The organism is Bacillus sp. LBG-1-113 (assembly GCF_020708615.1).
GTDB classification, from domain to species: domain Bacteria; phylum Bacillota; class Bacilli; order Bacillales; family Bacillaceae; genus Bacillus; species Bacillus mojavensis.
Genome location: NZ_JAJFDG010000001.1, coordinates 349,841 through 373,867, shown reverse-complemented (window position 1 = coordinate 373,867; position 24,027 = coordinate 349,841). Strand labels below are relative to the sequence as shown.

Here is a 24,027-nt window from a genome sequence, read left to right as displayed (position 1 = left end):
TGCGTATGTCCGACGATTCCGATTTTAATGCGTGCGATAAGCATCGGTTAAGGAAGGACACGAACTCTTCCACAGGCTGAATAAACCATTATACATTCCTTGTACATTACGTGAGCCACTAACTGGTCTGCGTCGTTGTCGCATTGTCATTTTGATTCAGCCTCCTTTGCTTTTTTTCTTACTTTGTAAGTATATCCACCAAATTCCATTTTGTAAACATCTTTTTCTAAAAATGGACGTAAATTGTGTGATTTATCGATTGTCTTTGTCCCTTGTTTATGAGACCTGCTTCATTTCTTTGCTTAAGCGGTCTTTCTTGTGAAATGCAATAAAATAGATGAATCCGACAAACACGGCTCCTCCAATAACATTGCCGATAAAAGCCGGTATGAGGTTACCGATAAACTGCCCCCACGTAAACGAGCCTGCAAAAATGGCAGCCGGAATCACAAACATGTTGGCGACAACGTGCTGAAATCCGATTGCAACAAAGGCCATGACAGGGAACCAGATGCCAAAAATTTTCCCTGCCCCATCTTGAGCACCGAAGGAAAGCCAAACTGCAAGACAGACCAGCCAGTTACAGCCGATGCCGGAAACGAGAACCTTGCCAAAGCTCATATCAAGCTTTCCTTGCGCGACAGCAATCGTCTTTTCCAAATATGGCCCCGTTTCGGTTAAGCCGACAAGATGACCGAAAAAGTAAGCAACAAACAAAGCGCCGATTAAATTCATAATGGTGACGATCACCCAATTAACCGCCAAATCCTTTAGTGATATTTTTCTGGAAAATAACGCCATTGCCACTGACATCATATTACCTGTAATCAGTTCAGCCCCTGCAAGAACCACAAGTATCAGTCCTACAGGAAATACCGCAGCACCGATAAAACTGGACAGGCTTCCCCATTCTTTTGGAAGATCGCCGATCACCCTGATATCAAGCAAATAGCCGAATGCGATAAAGGCACCGCCTAAAAACCCTAGCACCAAGAGAGACAGCAGCGGAAGCTTTACCTTTTTCATCCCTGCTTCAATTGCTGCTTCTGCTATTTCATCCGGTTTCCGAAAACCCATACTACATACGCCTCCATTGTTTCTTCATTTTTACAGTTATAAAAGAAAAGCAACAAAAAAGGCAGCACTCAAATAACCTGTATCACTCAGGTGTTTGAATGCTGCCTAACTTGTTGCATACCCATACAACAACATCAAGCAGAATTAAGATGTTGGTAGAGAATATATACAGTTCGTGCATATATTCCATTGCTTTTGTCCTTCTATAACTGCAGTAAATCCATCATAACAAATGTGACAATTTTGTGTCAACGGCAAATATGCTAGTTATAAAGGACTTCTTTTTGGTCATCAATTTTTCGATCAAAGACAAATACAGATACGGCGATATTTTCTTCAATTTTGATGTCAGAAAACAAATGAACAAGCTTAGCCCCGATCAGTTCCTCCATTCCTTCCGGCGTTTTTTTAGAGTAAAGGTCTTGAATCAGGCTTGTCCGGGCCGCATGCACCATCTCTCTTCCCTCAGGCGTGCGGGCGATAAACTGCTCGCTCGCGCTTAAATTGCCGTAGAGCGTTGACACAGCCATATTATCTACAAATACCGTGTGAATCCGTTCAGGCCCTTTTCCGAACAATTCTTTGCGAAGTTTTCGAATAATATCATTGAACTCATGAATTTTCTTTGACATGCTCATTACCCCTTCCGATTTTGCCTTCATAAAAGGCCGTTCCCGGTTCCCCTCAGGACATTTCACTTGGTTAAAATTTTCCTGTCATATTGTATTATAATAAATATCACTTTATAATAAAAGCAGTGTTGATGGATTTGTAATAGGATCTTGTTATGAGTCTATCGGTTTATAAAAATCAAGGATTGGTCTGTTAGTAAGACTTGCTAGTGAACTATTCCGCCATGTGTGTTTACACCTTCTGTGAATGAAAGACAGGTGTATCTATACATGGCTTTTTTTGACTTCTTGATAGAAAGATGGAGGGGAATATGAATATGATGGACGATAAGTCGATCAGTGTCCGCGTTGACGGAACAGAAATTCAAGCACGAGCAGGGGCTACAATTTTAGATATTTTAAATGAAAATGGGATTGAGTATCCGCAAATCTGCCATGTCCCAGAGGTTGACCCGATTCAAACATGCGATACATGCATTGTAGAGGCAGACGGCAAGCTGGTTCGTTCATGCTCTACGGCCGCTGAAAACGGTATGTCAATTGATCTTTCGGGAAATCGCGTGAAAGAGGCGCAAACCGAAGCAATGGACCGGCTGCTTGAAAACCATTTGCTGTATTGTACGGTATGCGATAATAACAATGGGAACTGCACGCTGCATAATACAGCGGAAATGATGGGGATCGAGCATCAAAAATACCCTTATACGCCAAAAGAAGATCCGTCTTGCGCGGTTGATATGTCTCACCCGTTTTACCGCTATGATCCAAACCAATGCATCGCCTGCGGCCAGTGTGTTGAGGTGTGTCAGAACCTTCAAGTCAATGAAACGCTCTCTATCGACTGGGAACGCGATCGTCCGCGGGTTATTTGGGATGAAGGAGTTCCCATCAATGAATCATCTTGTGTCAGCTGCGGCCAATGTGTCACGGTTTGTCCGTGTAATGCACTGATGGAAAAATCAATGCTTGGCCAGGCTGGCTTTATGACAGGTATCAAACAGGATGTCATGGAACCAATGATTGACCTTGTCAAAAATGTTGAACCGGGGTACGGCAGCATTTTCGCTATTTCTGAAGTTGAAGCGGCTATGCGTGAAACAAGAACGAAAAAAACGAAAACGGTATGTACATTCTGCGGCGTCGGCTGCTCCTTTGAAGTATGGACAAAAGGACGGGATATCTTAAAGGTCCAGCCTGTTTCCGACGCTCCGGTTAACGCGATTTCTACATGTGTCAAAGGAAAATTCGGCTGGGATTTCGTCAATTCTGAAGAGCGGATTACAAAGCCTTTAATCCGTAAAAACGGGGCTTTTGTTGAATCATCTTGGGAAGAAGCCCTCGATCTAGTCGCAAGCAGATTAGGTGCAATTAAAGAGACATACGGCAAAGGCTCTGTCGGATTCATTTCTTCTTCTAAAATTACGAATGAAGAAAACTATGTCATCCAAAAATTAGCGCGTCAGGTATTTGAAACAAATAACGTCGATAACTGCTCTCGCTACTGTCAGTCTCCTGCAACAGACGGGTTGTTCCGTACTGTCGGCATGGGCGGTGACGCAGGCACGATTAAAGACATTGCCAAGGCCGGTCTCGTCATCATTGTCGGCGCCAATCCGGCTGAAGGACATCCGGTGCTTGCTACACGAGTAAAACGTGCACACAAACTTCACGGACAAAAATTGATCGTTGCCGACCTGCGGAAAAATGAGATGGCTGAGCGGTCTGATCTGTTCATTAGCCCTAAACAAGGTACAGACCAAGTATGGCTGATGGCCGTTACAAAATATATGATCGACCAAGGCTGGCATGATCAAGCGTTTATTGATGAGAACGTGAACTACTTTGAAGACTATAAAGAAACACTTAAAACCTATACCCTTGATTATGCAGAACGCATCACAGGCCTCTCAAAAGAGTACATCATTCAAATTGCCGAGATGATTCGTGATGCTGACGGCACTTGTGTTCTTTGGGGAATGGGTGTTACTCAAAATACAGGCGGCTCCGATACGTCAGCAGCGATTTCGAACTTGCTTCTGGCAACAGGCAACTACCGCCGTCCGGGTGCCGGCGCTTATCCTCTGCGCGGCCACAATAATGTTCAAGGCGCTTGCGACATGGGAACATTGCCAGGCTGGCTTCCGGGATATCAGCATATTACGGATGACGAAGCACGTGCCAAATTTGAGAACGCTTATGGTGTGGCGATTGACGGAAAACCAGGTTTAGACAATATCCAAATGCTTCATTCCATTGAAGAAGGTAAGATGAAGGCCATGTACCTTGTTGGGGAAGATATGGCACTGGTCGATTCGAATGCGAACCATGTGCATGATATTTTATCAAGCCTTGATTTCTTCGTGGTTCAGGATATTTTCCTGTCGAGAACGGCGCAATATGCCGATGTCGTCTTGCCTGCCGCTCCATCTCTTGAGAAGGATGGAACGTTTACCAATACAGAGCGCCGTGTGCAGCGATTGTATCAAGCACTTCCGACACTTGGAGACGCGAAACCGGACTGGTGGATTATTCAAGAAGTGGCAAACCGCTTAGGAGCCGGCTGGAACTACAGCCATCCAAGCGACATTTTCTCTGAAATGGCCAGCCTTTCTCCTCTGTTTGGAAAAGCCAGCTATGAGGTGCTTGAAGGCTGGAACAGCTTCCTATGGGGCAGCTTCAAAGGTGAAAGCACGCCGCTTCTGTATGAAGACGGATTTAATTTCCCAGACAAAAAAGCCCGTTTTGCACTGTCTGATTGGACTGAACCTGCCGCTTTCCCTGAAGAATATGATCTTCACATCAATAACGGCCGGATGCTTGAGCATTTCCATGAAGGAAATATGACAAATAAATCGAAAGGCATTCAATCCAAAGTGCCGAATGTATTCGTCGAAATATCGCCAGAGCTTGCACAGGAGCGCGGCATTTGTGACGGTTCACTGGTTCGCCTCGTTTCTCCGTTCGGAGCTGTTAAATTAAATGCGCTCATTACTGACCGTGTGCGAAAAAATGAACTCTACCTGCCGATGAACTCGACAGACAAGGATTCAGCGATTAACTTCCTGACTGGGCCTGCGGCAGATAAACGCACGAACACGCCTGCTTACAAACAGACGAAGGTTCGCATGGAGGTGCTTGGAGGCTGTGAAAGCGCACCGCTCCCTAAAACAAACCCGCGTAACAAGAAACGGAATCCGCAAAACGGCGTCGAGGCAGAAAGAAAATGGAATCGTCCTGGTTATGTCCATTTGACTGATTAATTGAAAGGGGGAAACGAAAATGGCCACTCCGATTACAACAATCAAAAAAGAAACAAAAACAGCGGAGCAAATCAAGCTTGAGAAAATTGAGGAGCTGAAGGAGCTGTTGACGGAAAATGAGGATGCCGTCTCGAAAACGATGACGTTAATGAGTGAACTTAATGAGCTTGGTATCTTTGATGCAGCGGCAAGCATGCTGAGGGCGAAAGAAGACATCGCCAAAATCGCGCTTGGCCAGGTATCTCGCGAGCCGGTCACAAACCTCATCAACACGATGATGGCGGCTGGAGGCGCTTTGACAAAGGCTGATCCTGCGTTTACAGGCAAGCTATTAGAAAGCGTGATGGCGGGAACCGAACAGGCGCAAAGCTTTTTAAAAGAAGACAAGAAGGTCGGCATTCTCGATCTCTTAAAAGCGATGAACGACCCTGATATCAACAGAGCAGTCGGCTTCGGTCTTCAGTTTTTAAAAGGCATGGGAAAAGAGCTGCGGGAAGAATAACAAAAAACAGCCATCAGTTGATGGCTGTTTTTTTACTCGTCGGCTTCTTCCAAGCGCTTCTTATATACGAGTGAACGGTCGGCGCAAAAGAAAGCGCCGGCTAAAAACACGCAATCCGTCATAAACATAACCGATTTCTGGCCTAACGTTAAGCCCTGATCAGGAAGAACCGCGCCTATATATAAAAAAGTGCTGACTGCAAGCAAGGTAAAAGCGAAATGCTTGTAGTCTTCTTTTAATGATTTCATTCTATTCTTCTTCATAAAAGAATCACCTGCCAGATTCATAGTATACGACTATTATAATATAATCTGGCAGCTTACAGAGAAAGTAAATCTATCCATTTGTTATAAAAATGTTAAGAGCCTGCTCGATATCTTCCAGCAAATCCTCTCCATCTTCTATTCCCACAGAGATTCTGATCAAGCCGTCCGTAATGCCGAGTTCAAGCCGGCGCTCTCTCGGAATAGAGGCATGTGTCATCCTAGCCGGAACAGAAATTAAGCTTTCTACAGCGCCCAGACTTTCCGCAATTGTAAACAGCTTAAGTTTGCCTAAAAAGGCATCCACTCGCTCTTCACTGCCAATATCAAAGGAGATCATGCCTCCAAAGCCTGATCCTTGAGATGTCGCAAGCTCATGCCCCGGATGGTTTGGAGATCCAGGGTAATATAACGTTTGAACAGCAGGATGTTGCTCAAGAAAGCTTGCAATTTTCCGGGCGTTTTGATCAATTGCTTCCATTCTGAGCCCCAGTGTTTTGATTCCTCTCATTAACAGCCAAGAATCCTGAGGGCCAAGCACGCCGCCTGTTGAATTTTGCACAAAATGCAGCTCTTCTCCTAGCTCTTTCGAAGCTGTAATAACTAAACCGCCGACAACATCACTGTGTCCGCCGAGGTATTTAGTCGCACTGTGAAGCACGATATCAGCGCCTAAAGTAAGCGGCTGCTGAAAATACGGGGTGTTAAAGGTGTTGTCTACGATTAGAAGAACACCCGCTTTTTTCGCAATATCTGCCATCAGTGATAAATCGGTGATTTTGAGAAGCGGATTTGTCGGTGTCTCAATATAAATGGCCTTTGTGTTGGGACGAATCGCTTTTTCCACTTCTTCTCTGCTGCTTGTATCCACAAAAGTTGATTCAATGCCGAGACGGTTAAGCACCTTTGTCATTACACGATATGTGCCGCCGTACACGTCATCAGTCAATACAACATGGTCTCCGCTGTTAAACAGCATCATAACAGCTGTGATTGCAGCCATTCCTGAGCTGAACGCATAACCTGCTTCCCCGGCTTCGAGCTCTGTCACAAGCGTTTCCAGTGCAGTTCTTGTCGGGTTGGCCGTTCTTGAATATTCATAGCCCGTATGCTGGCCTGCTTTCGGCTGCTTGTACGTGCTCACTTGATATATCGGTACGGAAACAGCTCCTGTTTTCTCATCACCTGTAATCCCGCCATGTACCATCATTGTTTTTTTCTTCATATCAGATGCCTCCTTCGTATATATGTTTGCTGATATACCGATCACTGCTGTCTGGGAATACTGTGACAATATTTGTTCCGGCAGACGATTTTTTCGCTTCCTCCAATGCCGCATAAAGCGCTGCACCTGAAGAGCTTCCAATCAGCAGGCCTTCTTTTTCAGCCGCTTCTTTTACAAGCCTAAAGGCATTCTTATCTGTTACCGTATATATTGCATCAAAATGGCTTTCATCCATATAGTCAGGAATAAACTCCATGCCGATCCCTTCTGTTTTATGAGCATGAGGCTCTCCGCCGTTTAATATGGAGCCTTCCGGTTCGACAATCACTGTTTTGACTGCGGGATGTTTTTCTTTTAAGAAGGATGCTGTTCCCGCGAATGTGCCTCCTGATCCTGCACCTGCGACAAACGTATGAATATTGCCGTCAAGCGCTTTCCATATTTCAGGACCAAGCGTCTTATAGTAAGTCGATGGATTTACTTGGTTTTTAAATTGCAAAACACAATAGGAATTTTCAATTTCTGTCTCCAGCTGTATCGCTTTTTGAATTGCTCCCTGCATTCCGTCTTTACGCGGCGTATGGACGATTGACGCTCCCAGCGCCTGCATAATCTGCTGCTTTTCTTTGCTGAAATGTTCTGGGACACAGAAAATGGCCTTTAAGCCATGTTTTCTGGCGTTAAGGGCAAGTCCGATACCTGTATTGCCGGCCGTTGCCTCTATAATAACTCCCCCGGGCTTTACTCTGCCTGATTCCAGGGCGTCACGGATCAGCATGTCTCCCAGTCTGTCTTTTATGCTTCCGCCAGGGTTCATCATTTCCAGCTTGGCATATACAGCCACTCCTTCAGGAATATCAAAATTCTTCAAGCGGAGAAGCGGTGTATTCCCAATCAGCTCAGTAATGTCCGTAATAACTGTCATATATGTCCTCCTCCTTGATAGAGGTTGTTTTAGAGAAAACGGAGGAGAACACTCCCCCCGTTTTAATGAATTCGTTTGATCACTTTTAACACAAGCTCTGTTGAGTTAACAGCGGCCTGCTCTAAAAATTGGTCAAATGAAACATGTGATTCTTTTCCTGCGATATCAGATAATGCTCTGATCACAACAAACGGCGTTTTAAACTGGTGGCACACTTGAGCGACTGCCGCTGCCTCCATTTCAACCGCATACAGATCAGAAAATCTCGCACGCACCTCTTCGACCCGCTTCGGATCATTCATAAAGGAATCGCCTGTTGCGATTGTTCCCTTTGCAACTTGAATGCCATCAAGCTCAGAAATCGCTTCTTCAGTAATGCTGATCAGCTTTTCATCTGCGGCGTAAGCAGCCGGAAGGCCTGGCACCTGTCCGTATTCATAGTCAAAGGCCGTTACATCTACATCATGATGGCGAACGTCAGTAGAAATGACGACGTCTCCCACATTCAGTGTATGATGAAATCCGCCAGCTGAGCCTGTGTTAATCACATAATCAGGCTTGTAGCGATCAAGCAGAAGTGTCGTGCTAATCGCAGCATTCACTTTTCCGATTCCTGATTTTAAAAGAATGACTTCAGTTCCTTCATATTGGCCTGTTGTAAATTCACAGTGCGCGATCGTTTCTGTTTTGACATTTTCCAGTTTGTTTCTTAGGATGGTTACTTCTTCTTCCATTGCTCCGATGACTGCTAGTTTCATCTATACACATTCCCTTCACTTTACCGTTTGATCGCCTCCATTATCCACACGAAATCGTTTTGCTGAATGAATTGGACTGCAAAACCTTCAGCTGTAAACATCTCTTTCATCGTTTCCAATGTGGGATAATGCTCCGTCTTTAAATCATTCGCCAGCTGATAAAAGCCCTGAGAACGCGCTTTATCAATAGCTTGATTATACGCTTCCTCATGTTCAAAGACAGTATCGGCAAACACTATTTTATCATGCATATGAAGGTATTTGCCATATTGCTTTATTGCGGCTCGTTTTTCTTCGTCAGTTAAATGATGAAAAGCATATGAACTGACAATCGTGTCAGCCTGAAATGGCGGTTCAGGGAATGTCAGGAAGTCTCCGTCGACAATTTCTGCCCTGCTGCGGAGCTTGTCAGATGCTAACTTGCGCATCGCTGGAGATGGCTCGACACCAAATACAGATTTTTCCGCTTCAAGCAGTTTCGCTGTCAAGTTGCCGGTCCCTGGTCCAAATTCTAACACACGCATTCCTGACCGGCTGACAATGGCATCCAAAATGTCATTATAGCCTCTGAACGCCTCTTTATACTGAATATCTAAACCTTGAACTGTTTGATCATAAGTTGCGGCCCAATCCTCAAAGAGAGGGATAAATTCACGCCCCATAGTTGTCACACTCCATATTTTATAATTCCTATAAGTATACTATGAATTAATGATGGAACAGTTCCTATCTTACCACATCTTTTTGAAAGTAGGTACTAAAACACTTTGTGTTTTTTATCCAGTCATATATTGCGTGTATAGCATAAAAAGGCTTATACTTCATATGACTTGTAAAGGCGGAGGGGTCAAAAGATGAATTTTCAATTGGAACTGATTAAAGACAAAGTAGAATTTTTCGAAGCGGCATCACTGCAAGAGCTTGAAAAGAAAATCAACACACAAATTGAAAACAATAAAGCAATCATGCTGCGTGTGAAATCTGTCTCGCATCAAACTGCTGTGGCAGACGGAAAATTTTTTTACAGCGCCGTTGTTCATTTCGCAGCTGAGGTGTAAAACAAAAGCAGCCGAAAGATTCGGCTGCTTTTGTTTATTTTAATTTTTCTACTTTCGTGGGCTTCCAGCCTTTTCCGTCAACCCATGTAATCGTTACCTGGTATTTCTCTCCGCTCGTTTTATCTAAAATCTTACCTTTGGCATCCTGAGGGCTGCCGTTATTTCCGAGCCAGAGTACGGTCATGTTATCTGTTGAAACACCGGTTGCATATGATATGGCTTTCAGCATTTCGGCCCAGTCTTGTGAGCTTGAATCATAAGTGGCGGCATGCTCACCCTTTTGCTCAGTTCCGACTGCTTTCCAGTCAGGATTTTCATACGTTTTTTCCACATCACTTGATGAGCCGCCTTCTGTGACTTTTGCGTCTTTAAGCGGGTCATCTGAATCTGAGCTTGAGTCTGAATCTGAATCAGAGTCATCACTTTTAGAAGAATCATCTTTTTTGGAATCTGAATCAGAGTCAGAAGATTTCTCAGAATCCTTTTCGCTTTTGTCAGATGTATCTTTCTTACTGTCTTTTATATCCTCATCCGATTTCTTTTCCGTCTTTCCTGAAGCCGGAGATTCCTGTTTTTGCGCCGTTTCAGAATCCTTGCTGACATCTTTGCTAGAAGGACTGTTAATGAACAGATTGGCTGCTACTACAACAATTAGAATAGATACGATTGCGATTAAGATGTTAAGCACTAAATTAGCTTTCCTGCGCTTATCACGGTTTTCATAACGAGATTGATTATTGCTCAATAATTCTGCACTCCTTTATCCCTCTTGGCTCAGCATATATTTTATCATGTGCTGAGAAGTTGTTCTATTTCTGATTGATTTCAATTTCGTGTACTTTTTTAACAATATCATAAAACACCGAATTTGTCAGAGCCTTATCCCCCGGCGTATCCATGTGTAAAACGACAAGCGCGTATTTCGGCTTATCCGCGGGAAAATACCCGGCAAACCATTTTTCATAAAGCGTTTCTTTATCTTTAGAAAGCTTTCCTGTCTGGGCGGTGCCTGACTTCCCTGCTACAGTATACGAAAGATCCTGAAACCTTCTGCCCGTTCCGGCAGGAGATTCCACCACCCGCCGCAGCATTTTTTGAAGCTGCTGCGCCGTATATTTGTCTATCGTTTCTCCTTTGAGCTTCTGATCTTTAAACTTCACAAGCGTCGTACCATTTTTGTATTCAATCTGCTCTGCGATTTTGATCTGCCGCTTTTCTCCGCCGCGGGCGATTGTCGCCATCATATTAGCTACCTCGAGCGGCGTTACCTTTACATTTTTCTGCCCGATCGCTGTTTGCGCAATTGCTTTTTTGACTGATTTGTCTTTTTCATCCCCCCAAATCACGCCGCTTTTTTCATTATAGAATTGGCGGAAATCTGACTCGTGGTACAGTTTCCCTTCCCAGCCTGCCCGATCTGTAAGGGACAGCTTTTCTGACATGTCTTCAATGACGGAATGGTCTTTCTTCATTAATTGTTCGGCAAGACTTGTAAACGTGTAATTGCAGCTTTGCGCGAAACTTTCTTCAAAGGACAGGGTTCCTTTATCGTCCCCCGGTTCGCCGTACAGGTTTAAATTGCAATTAAAGGTTTGACTCGGCTTTACCGCGTTTTGCTCAATCGCAGCTGCCGCTATCACAGTTTTAAAAACGGAGCCGGGATAGATTGGCGTCAGCATGTAATTTTGAAGCGTGTTTTGCCTGGACACATCGGCATCCGGTTTGCTTACGATGCCCAATACACTGCTCTTTTCGATGTCCAGCAGCACCGCTCCTCCTTTTTTCAGCCCCTGATCATCTAGTATGCCTTCTATCGCTTTTTGAATGCTGTGATCAATTGTTGTTTTGACTTGCAGCGGATAAAATGAGTTGGCCTCAGCAGTATATTTGACGTCCATGCCGAACAAAGGGTTTCCTTTTCCGTCCACATGATACAAAAGCTTCGTGTCCTGTTCCGGAAGCAAAAACTCATCAAATGTCCGCTCTAAACCAGTTGTGCCGATTTTCGTTTTAATCGGCAGGTTTTCCTTATCAGGATACTTACTGCGGAGAAGCGCCGGATCTTGATTGGTTGTGCCTATCGTATGCGAGGCAAGACTGGGCTTGTCTTCATTCTCCATATATACGCCGTAAATGCCAGGATATTTCAAAGAATTGATTTTTGTAATAGATTCCTTCGAAAGTGTTTTGATTTTCTTTTGATGTAAAATGACTGGTTTTTTCGATTTTGCAAGAGTCTGATGCAAATCACCTTCAGACATGCCGAGAATCTCTGCGACTTTTTTAATCGGCCAATCCTGTGTTAACAGAAAAGGGAACAAGACAACCGCAGGCTCGCTTGTGCCAGTCAGTGCCTGGCCGTTTCGATCTAAAAACGATCCTCTGCCGTCAGAAATGAGTACTTCCTCCGTTCGCTGATTAACACTTTCCTGTATTAAATTAATTTTCTTTTTAGAAAATGATTCTGTGAAAAACAGCTGAATTTCCGCCAGCCTCAGCAGAAGCAGAAAAAACACGATTAAAAAAGCCAGAACAGCCAGCTTCATTCGTTTCGATATCTTCATAAAAAAACACCTCACCCACATTGTGGACGAGGTGTTTCTTTGTTAAACGGATATTATGAAATTTTCACAATTTTCACGAGCATTTCTCCGCCCGGTGTCTGAACTGTGACTTCATCATCTACTTTTTTGCCAAGCAGGCTTTTAGCAATCGGCGAATCGTTTGAAATTTTTCCTTCAAACGGATCAGCTTCTGCGCTTCCGACGATTGTATAAGATTCTTCATCGCCATCAGGCAGTTCGACGAAAGTGACGGTTTTCCCTAAACCGACAACGTTAGAGCCGCCGTCATCTTCAATGATTTTCGCATTGCGGATCATATTCTCAAGAGTCGTTACACGGCCCTCTACGAATGCCTGCTCTTCTTTCGCTGAGTCGTATTCAGAGTTTTCGGAAAGATCCCCGAAACTTCTCGCGATTTTGATGCGCTCTACTACTTCTTTTCGTTTAACCGTTTTCAAATATTCTAATTCTTGTTCAAGTTTTTGTTTTCCTTCTACAGTCATAGGAAAAACTTTCTCTTGTGCCATGTCCCTTCACTCCTTCTGGTTGTCCCTCAACATCTTCGATTATGTATGAGAGCATAAACTAAAAATACAAGAATGAGAACACAGGGCAGTCCTCGTTCTTCTCTCCCATATTGGTACTGTTTATCTTAAACTGAATCTTGTGGTTCTGCAAATATTTCGCGTTTATAAACAGGGAAAGAAGGGAATTTTACATCCCCTTCCTGCCTATACATAATATGGTCAGAGTTATTTATGTCTATGCTATGGTATTACAAAATCGCGTTTTGTTCAAGAATGGTTTGAATTTTTGTGACCATCAGATCAATTGCAACGTGATTTTGTCCGCCTTCCGGGATAATAATATCAGCGTACCGCTTTGTCGGCTCAACGAATTGATTGTGCATCGGGCGGACAACAGACACATATTGTTCAATGACAGAATCAATAGAGCGCCCGCGCTCATTAATATCTCTCATAATCCGTCTGATGATGCGCAAGTCAGCGTCTGTGTCTACATAAAGCTTGATATCCATCAGGTCGCGCAGCCTTTTATCTTCAAGAACAAGAATGCCTTCAAGAATAATCACGTCTTTCGGCTCTACGTGAACCGTTTCTTCCGACCGTGTGTGGAGCTTATAATCGTAAATCGGCTTTTCAATCGGACGGTAATTCAATAGATCTTGAATATGCTCGATTAAATAGTCATTATCAAACGCAAGCGGATGATCATAGTTTGTATTCAGCCTTTCTTCAAATGGAAGATGGCTTTGGTCTTTATAATAGAGGTCTTGCTGGATCATTAAAATCGAGTGTCCTTTGAATTGTTCATAAATTGAACGTGTGACACTCGTTTTTCCTGAACCGGAACCTCCTGCGATTCCAATGACTACTGGACTCTTACCCATGGGTGATTACTTCCCCTTTCTCATCATGTTGCTCGGATAAATCTTTTTGTCTAATTTGAATTTGACAATTTGCAGGGGATGGCGGGCAGCGTCTAGCTCATTTCCGTCTTCGTCCCAAATGGTTTCAATCGTATGTGTAAAGTTTTCGATTTCCGGACCGAAAAATTCCACTTCGTCACCTTTTTTGAAGAAATTGCGCTGCTGAAGAGTGACCATTTGTGTATCCTCATCATAATTCAGCACTAAGCCGACAAAATCAAATGTTGTTTTTTTGCCGTGCTCGCCGAACATTTGCTCTTCATAGCCTGGCGTTCCTTCGAAGAAGGCTGTCGCAGTGTCACGGTTGGCGCATTTATCAAGCTCTTCCAGCCATTCTTTTTGAATCACAAAGTTATCGGGATCAGCGCAATAAGCGTCAATTACTTTACGATATACGCTGACAACTGTCGCTACGTAGTGAATGGATTTCATCCGTCCTTCAATCTTTAAGCTGTCGATGCCCATTTCAATCATTTTCGGAATCGACTCAATCAGCTTCAAGTCTTTCGGACTCATTGCAAACGGAGCATCTTCTTCACTGTATAAAGCAACGGCATTGGCCCCGTCGGTTTGATATAAATCATAATCCCAGCGGCATGACTGGCAGCAGCCTCCGCGGTTGGAATCGCGGGCTGTCATGTGATTGCTCAGGACACAGCGGCCGGAGTATGCAATACACATCGCACCGTGGATAAAGGATTCAATTTCGATATCTACTTTTTCTTTCATTTCTCTGATTTCGAGCGCGCTTGTCTCACGGGCCAGCACCACACGGTCAAGCCCTTCTTCCTTCCAGAACTGAACAGCCTTCCAGTTGGAGAGAGATTGCTGCGTGCTCAAATGAACCTCAACGTGAGGCGCTACTCTGCGGCAGGTTTCGATAATAAGCGGATCGGCCACAATGATGCCGGCAACGTTGGCGTCGCCGAGAGCTTTTAAATATTCTTCAAGCCCATCAATATTCTCGTTATGAGCAAAAATATTTGTTGTGACGTAAATTTTCGCGCCGTATTTTTTCGCAAATTCCACGCCCTCTGCGATTTCTTCAATCGTAAAGTTATCCGCATTCGAACGAAGCCCGTATTCCTGCCCTCCGATAAAGACGGCGTCCGCTCCGTAATGTACAGCAATTTTCAGTTTTTCAAGATTCCCCGCAGGCGCGAGAAGCTCTGGCTTTTTCGTAATCACACGCTTACCATCAACTATTTTAGAAATCTTATCATTTACGGCAGTCATAGCGTAACCTCCTTTTCATTAATAAACCGTTTCTTTAAAGAAGAAGCCGGTATCTATTTTTCTGTTTACTGGCTGAATGTTTTCAATGCGTTCGATCCAGTCTTCTTTTTTCGCTTCATATTCGTCACGGTTTTCCGCACACAGATCAATCGCTTCTTTGTACATGCTGGTGACTTCCACTAAGTATTCAGATGATTTCAGAACACCGTCGATTTTGAACGAATCGACTCCCGCATCTATTAGATCTTCAAGTTCATCAATGATACACACATCGTTCGGGCTCATGATATGTGTGCCGTTCTCATCTTCGAAAATCGGATATTTGTTATGGCGCTCCTTATCATGCAGGAACATGCCGGATTCTTTTTTCTTTCTTTCAATGTCCATGACTTTGCCCTGGTATTCGAAATAGTTTCCGATCAAGGAACGTTTCGATTGGAACATGCAGGTCATTCCATGCACCTGAACTTCAATTTCAACTTCTGCGTTTTCTTTGATCTCGACAATGCTGTCCATATTTAATTCTCTGGCAAGCACAGATCGAGCCGCGCCTTTACGTCCCCAGTAGTTGCATGTGTAATAGTTGGTTCCTGTCGTTTCTGTGCTCCAATGAAGCTTCAGATCCGGCGCTGATTCACGCGCAGCCATAAGAACGGCAGGGTCGCCGAATACAGCTGCATCAACGCCCGTTTCCGCTAAGAAAGCAAGATAATCGCCAAGTTCTCCCACTTTATCGTTATGAAAAATTCCGTTTACGGCAACGTATACTTTTGCTCCTTCGTTATGGGCAATGTCTACAGCTTTCCTTACCTCTTCACGAGAAAATTCCCCCGCTAATCTCAGACCGTATCTCTGTTCCCCAACTAAAAACGCAGTTGCCCCCGCCTGAATCAACGGCAAAATGTCTGCCGTACTTGTCGGTGTGACTAAGAGCTCTGGTTTTTTCATGACGTTCACCTCTTCTTTTTACTAATCGCAAGCCCGTCCCCAACAGGGATAATCGCAGTTTGATAATCCGGATGATTCATCAGCCAATGATTATACTCATCGATTTTCGATACCAGCCTGCGCCTTCTTTTTGATTCTATTTTGCTGTAATCCTCTGCCACCAGACCTTTAAACAGCACATTGTCTGTTAAAATCACCCCGTCTGGCGAAAGCATCGGTTCATATAAGTGAAAAAAGTTTTGATATTGACCTTTAGCAGCATCAATGAAAATCACATCATATGGCGCTGTGACATGAACGGCTTCTGCTAATTCAAGCGCGTCCCCGTAAAACACATGGATTCGGTCATCAAGCTGAAAATCCTTTATGTTGTGAACAGCTTCCTCATGGCGTGTCTCATTGCGTTCAATCGTATATATTTCTGCAGACGGCAGTGCCAGCGCCATTCGAATGGCCGAGTAACCGATAGCCGTTCCGATCTCCAGTATTTTCTTCGCCTGTTTGACTGACAAGATTTGGAGCAGCACTTCTATACCCGCTTTTTCCATAATCGGAACATGATGTTCTTCCGCATATGCTTCCAGCTTCCTCACGTTATCCGGCTGAGGCTTCAATAATGCTTCTATATAGTCATTTATTTGTTCATAGCGGTCTGTCACAACAAACAGCCTCCCGTTCTAAAAAGGAGTGCCCCAGTCTTTGACACAGGACACTCTCTGAGCACAACTTGTATACGTTAGTAAACAACCCGATATATTTTATCATAAAACCTTACGAAATGCGAATAAAAGGAGAGCTTTTGCTCTCCTTTTATTTCTGATTTTTTGCCGAAATATATTTTTCTTTTGCTTTATTATGTTCTTTTAATGTTTTCGTAAATACGACCTCACCGTTTGATTTTGCTAAAAAGTACAGATAGTCCGTTTTATCCGGATGAAGCGCCGCTTCCCAAGAAGACATTCCGGCATTGGCAATCGGACCTGGCGGCAGACCGGTGTTTTTGTACGTATTGTACGGCGAATCGATTTCAAGGTCCTTATAAAGCACCCGGTCTTTATGTTTGCCAGCCGCATACAAGACGGTCGGATCTGTCTGAAGCGGCATTTTCTTTTTCAGCCTGTTATAAAAGACGCTGGATATTTTATGGCGATCGGCTTTTTCAGTCGCTTCCTCTTCGATCAAAGAAGCCATCGTCAGCAGCTTATGCACAGAAAGCTTTTCTTTCTTCATTTCTGTTTTGTATGTCTTCACATAAGAATCTGTCTGTTTCATCATCTCAGTTATGATGTCCTCAAGCGACGTATCCGGATCGTGGAATGGATATGTAGCCGGGAATAGGTATCCTTCCAGCGGATGCTTTATATTTTTCTGAAAAACATCGTTTGTAACGGTGCCCGGAAATTCCTTTTTCAGCTGATTGATAAACGTTCTATCGTCCAGCTTTGCCATGACCTGTTTTGTTGAGTATTTCGTTTCCTCAGCAATGGCTGTGGCGATTTGTGTCAGCTGTTTCCCCTCAGGCACTGTAATTTGAAAGGCGTAGCTTGTAGCCCCGTTTGTCAGCTTCTTGATAATGGCATCCAGATCCATTCCTTTGTTCAGATGATAGTACCCGGCTTGGAATCCCGAAGCTTTTTTATATTTCACATAGTACTGAAATGCCTTTTCACTTTTTATGACATTGTTTTCCTTCAAAATCGATGCGATCGCAGATACAGATGATCCGCTCGGAATGTTAATATTAACTGTCGTTTTATTGTTTTTTTCAACAGGTTCCAGAAGTGATTTCCCATATAAAAATGCTCCGCCTATGATGAGAAGCAGCACAATAACGGAAGACAGTACAATTCTTTTTTTATTTAGAAATGATTTTTTTTGCTGATTAATATACATAAGGTCTCCTCCCATCAGCTTTTATACTACATGATTCATGCTGTTTCGGCAATTTATTACAAAAAAACGTCTCTTGATAAGCAGAAAAAAAGCCGGAGCAGTATAGGCTCCGGCTTTTGCGCGGTTTTACTCTTCGTCTTCTTCCGCTAAAAACGTGTTTAATGTCTCTTCGATCATATCCCATTCTTCATCGGTTTCGATCGGGAATAGTTCGCCGTCTTCACCATCTTCGTTTGGCGTAAAGCTGGAAGCAAGAATTTCTACTTCTTCGTCATTCTTTGTTTCAATTGGGTAGTACAAAACATAAGATTTGCCAAACTCTTCGTTTTCAAATGTAAACAGCACTTCGCAAAGCTGTTCATTTCCTTGATCGTCAACAATTGTAATATTTTTTTCGCCGTGTTCCATTATATTCACCTCTGGCTTTAATTTAAACTGTCAAGATATCCTTGCAGAATCATAACAGCCGCCATTTTATCAATGACTTTTTTTCGTTTCTGCCTGCTGACATCAGCGGCAATCAGCATTTTTTCAGCCGCCATTGTGGTAAGACGCTCGTCCCACAGCACAACAGGTACATTGTACGTGGTTTCAAGCACTTTCGCAAATGCTTGGCTGGCTTCGCCTCTCGGGCCGACAGTTCCATTCATGTTTTTAGGAAAGCCGAGCACGATCTTATCTATAGTATAGTCTTTTGTCAGTTCAGATAAACGAGTTAATCCGTAATCGCCCTCTGCTTCATTTATCTTTATGGTCTCAATGCCTTGAGCAGTCCAGCCCATTTCGTCGCTCAGAGCAACACCGAGTGTTTTGGTTCCTAAATCGAGCCCTAATATTCTCATTGTTTATTTACGCCTCTTTATGCTGTTCTAAATAAGACTTCACCAATTCCTCGATTAATTCGTCTCTTTCAAGTTTGCGAATTAAATTGCGAGCGTCACGATGCCTAGGAATATAAGCGGGATCACCTGACAGCAAGTATCCGACAATCTGATTGATTGGATTGTAGCCCTTTTCCTGAAGCGCGTCATACACTGTAATCAGCACCTCATTTACGTTAGTTTCGGCAGAATCATCGGAGAAATTAAATTTCATCGTTTTATCAAACGAGCTCACCGTTTTGCACCTCTTTCCCAAATTCGCAGGCAAAGTTCAGCCTGGGGTCCTTATCTTACCATCATTCTACACTACATGGGCAAATTATAAAACGGATTTCACCCAATCTTCTACAGAAGCCAAGGCCTCTTCTAATTTTTCCGGCTGCTTTCCGCCTGCCTGTGCCATGTCCGGACGGCCTCCGCCGCCTCCGCCGCAAACTTCCGCGGCTTGTTTAACAAGCTTGCCGGCATGAAGGCCTTTTTCAATCAGATCCTTAGTAACACCGGCAGAAATATTGACTTTATCATTTTGCACAGCGCCAAGCACGATGACCGCAGAGCCGATTTTTGCTTTCAGTTCATCAACCATTGTACGGAGATGGTTCATATCTTTGGCGTTTACCTTTTCCGCAAGCACGCTGACACCATCAACTTCTTTTACTTTTGATAGTATGGCGCCTGCTTCAACGTTGCCGAGTTTCGCCAGAAGAGATTCATTTTCTCTTTGCGCTTCCTTCAGCTCAGCCTGCAGCGCAGCAACGCGTTTCGGCACTTCTTTGATATTTGTTTTCAGTTCGTCGGCAGTCTGCTTCAAAACGGAGATCTGGCTGTTCATTTCTACGTAAGCGCCTTGTCCTGTTACAGCTTCAATCCGTCTAGTGCCAGCTCCGATTCCAGACTCAGATACGATTTTAAATAAGCCGATTTCCGCTGTGTTGCTGACATGGCATCCGCCGCAAAGCTCAAGGCTGTAATCTCCGACTTGAACAACCCTTACAATATCACCGTATTTTTCTCCGAACAGAGCCATAGCTCCCATTTCTTTTGCTTCAGCGATCGGTTTCAAATCTATGCTGACCGGAATGCTTGCCCAAATCTTTTCGTTTACAATAACTTCAATTCGTTCGAGCTCTTCTTTTGTCACTTGCCCGAAGTGTGAGAAGTCGAAACGAAGGCGGTTTTCAGTTACAAGAGAGCCTGCCTGATTGACATGCGTTCCGAGAACATCTTTCAATGCCTGGTGCAATAAGTGCGTTGCCGTATGGTTTTTAATGACGCCGCTTCTCATATGATCTTCAACCTCAGCTGTTACATGCATGCCTTTTTGAACGATTCCGCTCTCGACAACACCTTCATGCACATGCTGGCCGTTCGGCGCTTTTTGCACATCTTTCACTTTTACCACTGCCTGCTCGCTGCGTAAAAAGCCTTTGTCGCCGATTTGACCGCCGCTTTCCGCATAGAAAGGTGTTTCGTCAAGAATGATCTGTACAGTTTCGCCTTCATGTGCTTCTTCAATTAACTGGCCGTCCCGCAGAAGCACAATCACATTGGCATCAGCCTTTGTTTGGGAGTAGCCGACAAATGTGCTTTCTTCTGTTACGTCGCGTAATGCGCCGCCCTGCACCTGCATGCTGCCGACATCCTGACGTGCATTTCTGGCCCGCTCGCGCTGCTGGTTCATTTCTTCTTCAAAACCTTTATGGTCAACTGTCATGTTCTCGTCTTCCGCATATTCTTCAGTCAGTTCAACTGGGAATCCGTACGTGTCGTAAAGTTTAAACACATCCGCACCTGAAATGACGCTGCTGCCCTTATCTTTTTCCTTTTTGATCATTTCTGACAAGATGGCAAGCCCTTCATTCAGTGTTTCGTGGAAGCGTTCTTCCTCTGTTTTAATGACTTTTGAGATGAATTCTTCCTTCTCTTTGACTTCAGGGTAGAAAGCAGCCATGATCTCAGCAACAACCGGAACAAGATCGTACATGAACGGACGGTTGATATTGATCGTTTTGGCATAACGCACAGCGCGGCGCAATAAACGTCTTAATACATAGCCGCGTCCTTCATTAGACGGAAGCGCCCCGTCACTGACAGCAAAAGCAACCGTTCTGATGTGGTCGGCGATGACTTTAAATGCAGTGTCTTTTACATTGTCTTGGCCGTATGCTTCACCAGAAATCGTTTCTGTCGCTTTGATGATTGGGACAAACAAATCAGTATCGAAGTTTGTCGGGACATTCTGGATGACAGATACCATTCTTTCAAGTCCCATGCCTGTATCAATGTTTTTCTTTGGAAGCGGCGTATAGGTGCCGTCCGGGTTATGGTTGAACTCAGAGAATACAAGGTTCCATACTTCAAGGTAACGGTCATTTTCTCCCCCAGGATAAAGCTCTGGATCATCTGGATCGTTGCCGTACGCTTCACCGCGGTCGTAGAAAATTTCTGTGTTCGGTCCGCTCGGCCCTTCGCCGATGTCCCAGAAGTTCCCTTCCAGGCGAATAATTCTTTCTTCCGGGATACCGATTTTTTTCGCCCAAAATTCATATGCTTCTTCATCTTCCGGATGAACCGTCACAGAAAGAAGCTCTTCATCAAAACCAATCCACTTGTCACTCGTTAAAAACTCCCAAGCCCATGTGATCGCTTCTTCTTTAAAGTAATCGCCGATGGAAAAGTTTCCAAGCATTTCAAAGAATGTGTGATGGCGCGCGGTTTTACCCACATTTTCAATATCGTTTGTTCTGATTGCTTTTTGAGCGTTTACGATTCTCGGATTTTCCGGCACAACGCGGCCGTCAAAATATTTTTTCAGCGTCGCAACACCGCTGTTGATCCAAAGCAGTGAAGGATCTTCATGCGGCACTAATGACGCGCTCGGCTCTACAGCATGTCCTTTTTCTTTAAAGAAATCCAAAAACATTTGACGCACTTCAGCAGAAGTTAAGTGTTTCATTGTATTTCCTCCTCTATAAAAATCGAAATTCTCTTCAGTGACAGCAAAAAAGCCCTCCCCCTATGCAAACCACACGTTTACACAGGGACGAGAGCTGTCTCGCGGTACCACCCTGATTACGGGCCTTATGATTCGCCCGTCACCTTTCATCCCATAACGCAGGATGTGCGGCAGCGATTAACTGCACTCAGGATTAGCTTCCTCCGATCTTCTGATAAAGCTCCTTTCAGCTTACGGAGCTTCTCTCTTTAACAGGGCTTCGGCGTACTCAGATCCGTCACTCGAGATTCGTATGTATTCTACGAGAAATTATAGACAAGCGGCACGCCAATGTCAATGCTCCGTCCGCATCCGCAGAAAATGGATCATCATCACCTTTAAAACAGCCGTAGCAGGCACTGCCAGAATCATGCCGACAATCCCCGCCAGCTCTCCTCCGGCAAGAAGCGCAAGCATAATCACTACAGGGTGCATCTTGAGGCTTCTGCCGACAATGAACGGACTGAGGACATTCCCTTCCAAAAATTGAAGCACGAACACCGTAATGACAACGACAAGGACGGCCTTCACAGAAATCGTCATCGCAATTAAAAGCGCAGGAACAGCGCCGATAAAGGGCCCGAAGTACGGGATGACATTCGTAATACCCGAGATAAGACCCAGTATCAGCGGATATGGAAGGCCAAATATCCAAAATGTGATACCGGCTACGGCTCCGAGAATCAAGCAGACGAGCAGCTGGCCGCGAATGTAATCACCGAGAGAATCATCTACATCTAGCAAAAAAGCGCTGCCCCGCTTCCTCCACGACTTCGGCGTCAAATACCACACCGTTTTTTTCATCAATTCGATGTCCTTGACCATATAAAACACGAGAAAAGGAATCGTTGCCGCAATTAAGAAATAGTCGAGCACTTTACGGATTCCGCTGATTGCCCCTTCGATTGTGCCGGCGAAAAACGCCTCTGTCTGCCTAATCATTTTGTCTATGCGCTGATGCATGCCGTCCGGCCAGTCATCTGTATGGTTATGCACATGGAGAAGGAGCCCATTGTACGTCTCGGCAAACATAGGTATATTTTCTGACAGATCCGTCAGCTGCACGATTAGAACAGGCACACCTTTATATAATGCCCAGCCCAGTCCGCCAAAAAAAAGGACGTAAATCACCAAAATGCTTAAAGTCCTTGGCAGACCTTTGTCATGAAGCCACTCAGTGACCGGCAGTAATAAATAAGAAATAAAAATAGAAATGATCAAGGGAATAAAGATTGATTTTATGACGAGCCACAGGGGAGACCATAACATATCAAGCATACAAAAGACATAGACTGTTAACAGGACCAATAAACAAATGGCCACCCATAACAAAAGCTGCACCGGTTTCTGGAGCATCTGCTTTCACCTCTCCTATATCTTTTGAGGATTATAAGGAATTATTCTTTTATGTTTCCCCTTCACGACGGCTTACATAAAAAGGATACTCTAAAGAGAGTATCCTTCATTCCTTAAAACATTTTCATCATTTTTTTTCTCATCCGCTTCATGCTTCGATTATTATTCAGCATGTCAGATTGAGTCGCCATTCGGTACACGAGAGCCCCAGCTCCCATCGCCAAAAGAGAAGTCATTGTCCGATTCATCCTGCGCATCTCCTTTCGATATTAAAAATTGATGCTGCGTTCATCCTCAGAAAACAAATCATCCAGGCTGCTTAGCGTTCCGTCTTCTTCCACTTGATGAGTTTCAATCTTCCCTTTGACCACTGTCAGCTCAATGAAACAGCCCCAGCAATAATATTGGTTCACGCCGATTTTCCCGATGTCCTTACTTTTGCAGTTCGGGCATATAAGCATACTCACACCTCTATCCGTTCAGAACGATCTCGTCTTTCCGCACCTCTACAAGCGAATCTGCTCTTTGGATGTGGCGTTTACATCCCGCCAAGTCAGAAAAGAAACCGTCCGAGAGTTCATATGCTACGATTATGCCCCTGTCCAAACAAAAGTATACATCTTCCAGCATCCCCAAAATATCACCCTCTTGCGATTTCACGAGCTTCATTTTCATCTGCTCATATGTGAAGCATGATTTCGGAAGAGGCAGAAGCTGCTCTGCATTGACTGCAGCCAATATCCGGTCATGAAGAATGCAACTGATATCACATGCACGTAAAAGCGCATGATGGTTATGAAAAAGACGTTTTTGTTCAAGAATAAATCCGAGACAATTTCCTTCAAGAGAAAAACAAATATCAGAAATCGTCCCAAGATAAACAGAAGTTTGTTCTGAATATACAGGAAATCCTTCTACCTCATGGCATGTTCTCAAAGTGTGATCAACCACCTTTTGTTGAACAGGCTTAGGTTTTGCTTTTCACCTTTGACACATACGATGAA

General features: G+C 44.1%; 26 protein-coding genes. 3 read left to right on the top strand and 23 right to left on the bottom strand.

Annotated elements, in window-relative coordinates; all coding sequences use genetic code 11:
* Nucleotides 1-276: 276 nt before the first annotated feature.
* Both LJF29_RS01890 and LJF29_RS01885 read right to left on the bottom strand, forming a co-directional pair.
* Nucleotides 277-1,077, bottom strand: coding sequence for a formate/nitrite transporter family protein (locus LJF29_RS01890; protein WP_229146690.1), 801 nt, complete (start codon nt 1,075-1,077; stop codon nt 277-279).
* A gap of 263 nt (nt 1,078-1,340) precedes the next feature.
* Nucleotides 1,341-1,709, bottom strand: a complete 369-nt coding sequence (locus LJF29_RS01885; RefSeq protein ID WP_010335088.1) for a DUF2294 domain-containing protein — start codon at nt 1,707-1,709, stop codon at nt 1,341-1,343.
* 317 nt (nt 1,710-2,026) lie between these two features.
* Here LJF29_RS01885 and fdhF point away from each other — a divergent pair, with 317 nt between their 5' ends.
* Nucleotides 2,027-4,969, top strand: coding sequence for a formate dehydrogenase subunit alpha (gene fdhF / locus LJF29_RS01880; RefSeq protein WP_229147565.1), 2,943 nt, complete (start codon nt 2,027-2,029; stop codon nt 4,967-4,969).
* A gap of 19 nt (nt 4,970-4,988) precedes the next feature.
* Nucleotides 4,989-5,471 carry a DUF1641 domain-containing protein gene (locus LJF29_RS01875; RefSeq protein WP_010335090.1) on the top strand — a complete coding sequence of 161 codons (483 nt, stop codon included), beginning with the start codon at nt 4,989-4,991 and terminating at the stop codon, nt 5,469-5,471.
* 32 nt (nt 5,472-5,503) lie between these two features.
* Here LJF29_RS01875 and LJF29_RS01870 read toward each other — a convergent pair whose 3' ends face one another.
* The 5 genes from LJF29_RS01870 to LJF29_RS01850 all read right to left on the bottom strand — a co-directional run bounded on the left by LJF29_RS01870 (nt 5,504) and on the right by LJF29_RS01850 (nt 9,304).
* The gene (locus LJF29_RS01870; RefSeq protein ID WP_010335091.1) at nt 5,504-5,734 is read right to left on the bottom strand and encodes a YrhC family protein; all 231 of its coding nucleotides are present in this window, start codon (nt 5,732-5,734) and stop codon (nt 5,504-5,506) included.
* A 73-nt stretch (nt 5,735-5,807) separates the two neighbouring features.
* Nucleotides 5,808-6,959 carry a bifunctional cystathionine gamma-lyase/homocysteine desulfhydrase gene (locus tag LJF29_RS01865; RefSeq protein ID WP_229146688.1) on the bottom strand — a complete coding sequence of 384 codons (1,152 nt, stop codon included), beginning with the start codon at nt 6,957-6,959 and terminating at the stop codon, nt 5,808-5,810.
* 1 nt (nt 6,960) lies between these two features.
* Nucleotides 6,961-7,884: an O-acetylserine dependent cystathionine beta-synthase gene (locus LJF29_RS01860; RefSeq protein ID WP_229146686.1), complete on the bottom strand. Its 924-nt coding sequence runs from the start codon at nt 7,882-7,884 to the stop codon at nt 6,961-6,963.
* Between the two features lie 62 nt (nt 7,885-7,946).
* Nucleotides 7,947-8,642, bottom strand: a complete 696-nt coding sequence (mtnN, locus tag LJF29_RS01855; protein ID WP_229146684.1) for a 5'-methylthioadenosine/S-adenosylhomocysteine nucleosidase — start codon at nt 8,640-8,642, stop codon at nt 7,947-7,949.
* A 20-nt stretch (nt 8,643-8,662) separates the two neighbouring features.
* Nucleotides 8,663-9,304 carry a class I SAM-dependent methyltransferase gene (locus tag LJF29_RS01850; RefSeq protein ID WP_229146683.1) on the bottom strand — a complete coding sequence of 214 codons (642 nt, stop codon included), beginning with the start codon at nt 9,302-9,304 and terminating at the stop codon, nt 8,663-8,665.
* A gap of 192 nt (nt 9,305-9,496) precedes the next feature.
* Here LJF29_RS01850 and LJF29_RS01845 point away from each other — a divergent pair, with 192 nt between their 5' ends.
* Nucleotides 9,497-9,700 (top strand): YrzA family protein, encoded by a 204-nt coding sequence (locus LJF29_RS01845; RefSeq protein ID WP_010335096.1) that lies wholly within the window; start codon nt 9,497-9,499, stop codon nt 9,698-9,700.
* A 34-nt stretch (nt 9,701-9,734) separates the two neighbouring features.
* Here the strand turns inward: LJF29_RS01845 and LJF29_RS01840 are convergent, their stop codons facing one another.
* The 16 genes from LJF29_RS01840 to LJF29_RS01765 all read right to left on the bottom strand — a co-directional run bounded on the left by LJF29_RS01840 (nt 9,735) and on the right by LJF29_RS01765 (nt 23,959).
* Nucleotides 9,735-10,445, bottom strand: coding sequence for a YrrS family protein (locus LJF29_RS01840; protein WP_229146681.1), 711 nt, complete (start codon nt 10,443-10,445; stop codon nt 9,735-9,737).
* A gap of 64 nt (nt 10,446-10,509) precedes the next feature.
* Nucleotides 10,510-12,264 (bottom strand): peptidoglycan D,D-transpeptidase FtsI family protein, encoded by a 1,755-nt coding sequence (locus LJF29_RS01835; RefSeq protein ID WP_229146680.1) that lies wholly within the window; start codon nt 12,262-12,264, stop codon nt 10,510-10,512.
* 53 nt (nt 12,265-12,317) lie between these two features.
* Nucleotides 12,318-12,791, bottom strand: a complete 474-nt coding sequence (greA, locus tag LJF29_RS01830; RefSeq protein ID WP_010335099.1) for a transcription elongation factor GreA — start codon at nt 12,789-12,791, stop codon at nt 12,318-12,320.
* Nucleotides 12,792-13,039: 248 nt separating this feature from the next.
* Nucleotides 13,040-13,675, bottom strand: a complete 636-nt coding sequence (udk, locus tag LJF29_RS01825; protein ID WP_010335100.1) for a uridine kinase — start codon at nt 13,673-13,675, stop codon at nt 13,040-13,042.
* A 6-nt stretch (nt 13,676-13,681) separates the two neighbouring features.
* Nucleotides 13,682-14,950, bottom strand: a complete 1,269-nt coding sequence (locus tag LJF29_RS01820) for a peptidase U32 family protein (protein WP_095714641.1) — start codon at nt 14,948-14,950, stop codon at nt 13,682-13,684.
* Nucleotides 14,951-14,968: 18 nt separating this feature from the next.
* Nucleotides 14,969-15,898 carry a peptidase U32 family protein gene (locus LJF29_RS01815; RefSeq protein ID WP_229146679.1) on the bottom strand — a complete coding sequence of 310 codons (930 nt, stop codon included), beginning with the start codon at nt 15,896-15,898 and terminating at the stop codon, nt 14,969-14,971.
* A gap of 5 nt (nt 15,899-15,903) precedes the next feature.
* Nucleotides 15,904-16,557, bottom strand: a complete 654-nt coding sequence (locus LJF29_RS01810; RefSeq protein ID WP_168748337.1) for an O-methyltransferase — start codon at nt 16,555-16,557, stop codon at nt 15,904-15,906.
* Nucleotides 16,558-16,708: 151 nt separating this feature from the next.
* Complete coding sequence (gene mltG / locus LJF29_RS01805; RefSeq protein ID WP_229146677.1) at nt 16,709-17,791, bottom strand: endolytic transglycosylase MltG; 1,083 nt, start codon at nt 17,789-17,791, stop codon at nt 16,709-16,711.
* A gap of 126 nt (nt 17,792-17,917) precedes the next feature.
* Entirely contained in the window at nt 17,918-18,199 is a 282-nt protein-coding gene (locus LJF29_RS01800; protein WP_010335105.1) for a DUF1292 domain-containing protein, read from the bottom strand.
* Between the two features lie 17 nt (nt 18,200-18,216).
* Entirely contained in the window at nt 18,217-18,633 is a 417-nt protein-coding gene (gene ruvX, locus LJF29_RS01795; protein WP_229146671.1) for a Holliday junction resolvase RuvX, read from the bottom strand.
* Nucleotides 18,634-18,640: 7 nt separating this feature from the next.
* Entirely contained in the window at nt 18,641-18,907 is a 267-nt protein-coding gene (locus LJF29_RS01790; RefSeq protein WP_003225903.1) for an IreB family regulatory phosphoprotein, read from the bottom strand.
* A gap of 84 nt (nt 18,908-18,991) precedes the next feature.
* Nucleotides 18,992-21,628: an alanine--tRNA ligase gene (gene alaS, locus LJF29_RS01785; protein ID WP_229146670.1), complete on the bottom strand. Its 2,637-nt coding sequence runs from the start codon at nt 21,626-21,628 to the stop codon at nt 18,992-18,994.
* Between the two features lie 333 nt (nt 21,629-21,961).
* A complete protein-coding gene (locus LJF29_RS01780; protein ID WP_229146669.1) occupies nt 21,962-23,023 on the bottom strand; it encodes an AI-2E family transporter in 1,062 nt (353 codons plus the stop codon).
* Nucleotides 23,024-23,136: 113 nt separating this feature from the next.
* Nucleotides 23,137-23,271 (bottom strand): YrzQ family protein, encoded by a 135-nt coding sequence (locus tag LJF29_RS01775; protein ID WP_010335109.1) that lies wholly within the window; start codon nt 23,269-23,271, stop codon nt 23,137-23,139.
* 21 nt (nt 23,272-23,292) lie between these two features.
* Nucleotides 23,293-23,484, bottom strand: coding sequence for a hypothetical protein (locus tag LJF29_RS01770; RefSeq protein WP_010335110.1), 192 nt, complete (start codon nt 23,482-23,484; stop codon nt 23,293-23,295).
* Nucleotides 23,485-23,494: 10 nt separating this feature from the next.
* Entirely contained in the window at nt 23,495-23,959 is a 465-nt protein-coding gene (locus tag LJF29_RS01765) for a PRC-barrel domain-containing protein (protein ID WP_010335111.1), read from the bottom strand.
* Nucleotides 23,960-24,027 lie beyond the last annotated feature (68 nt).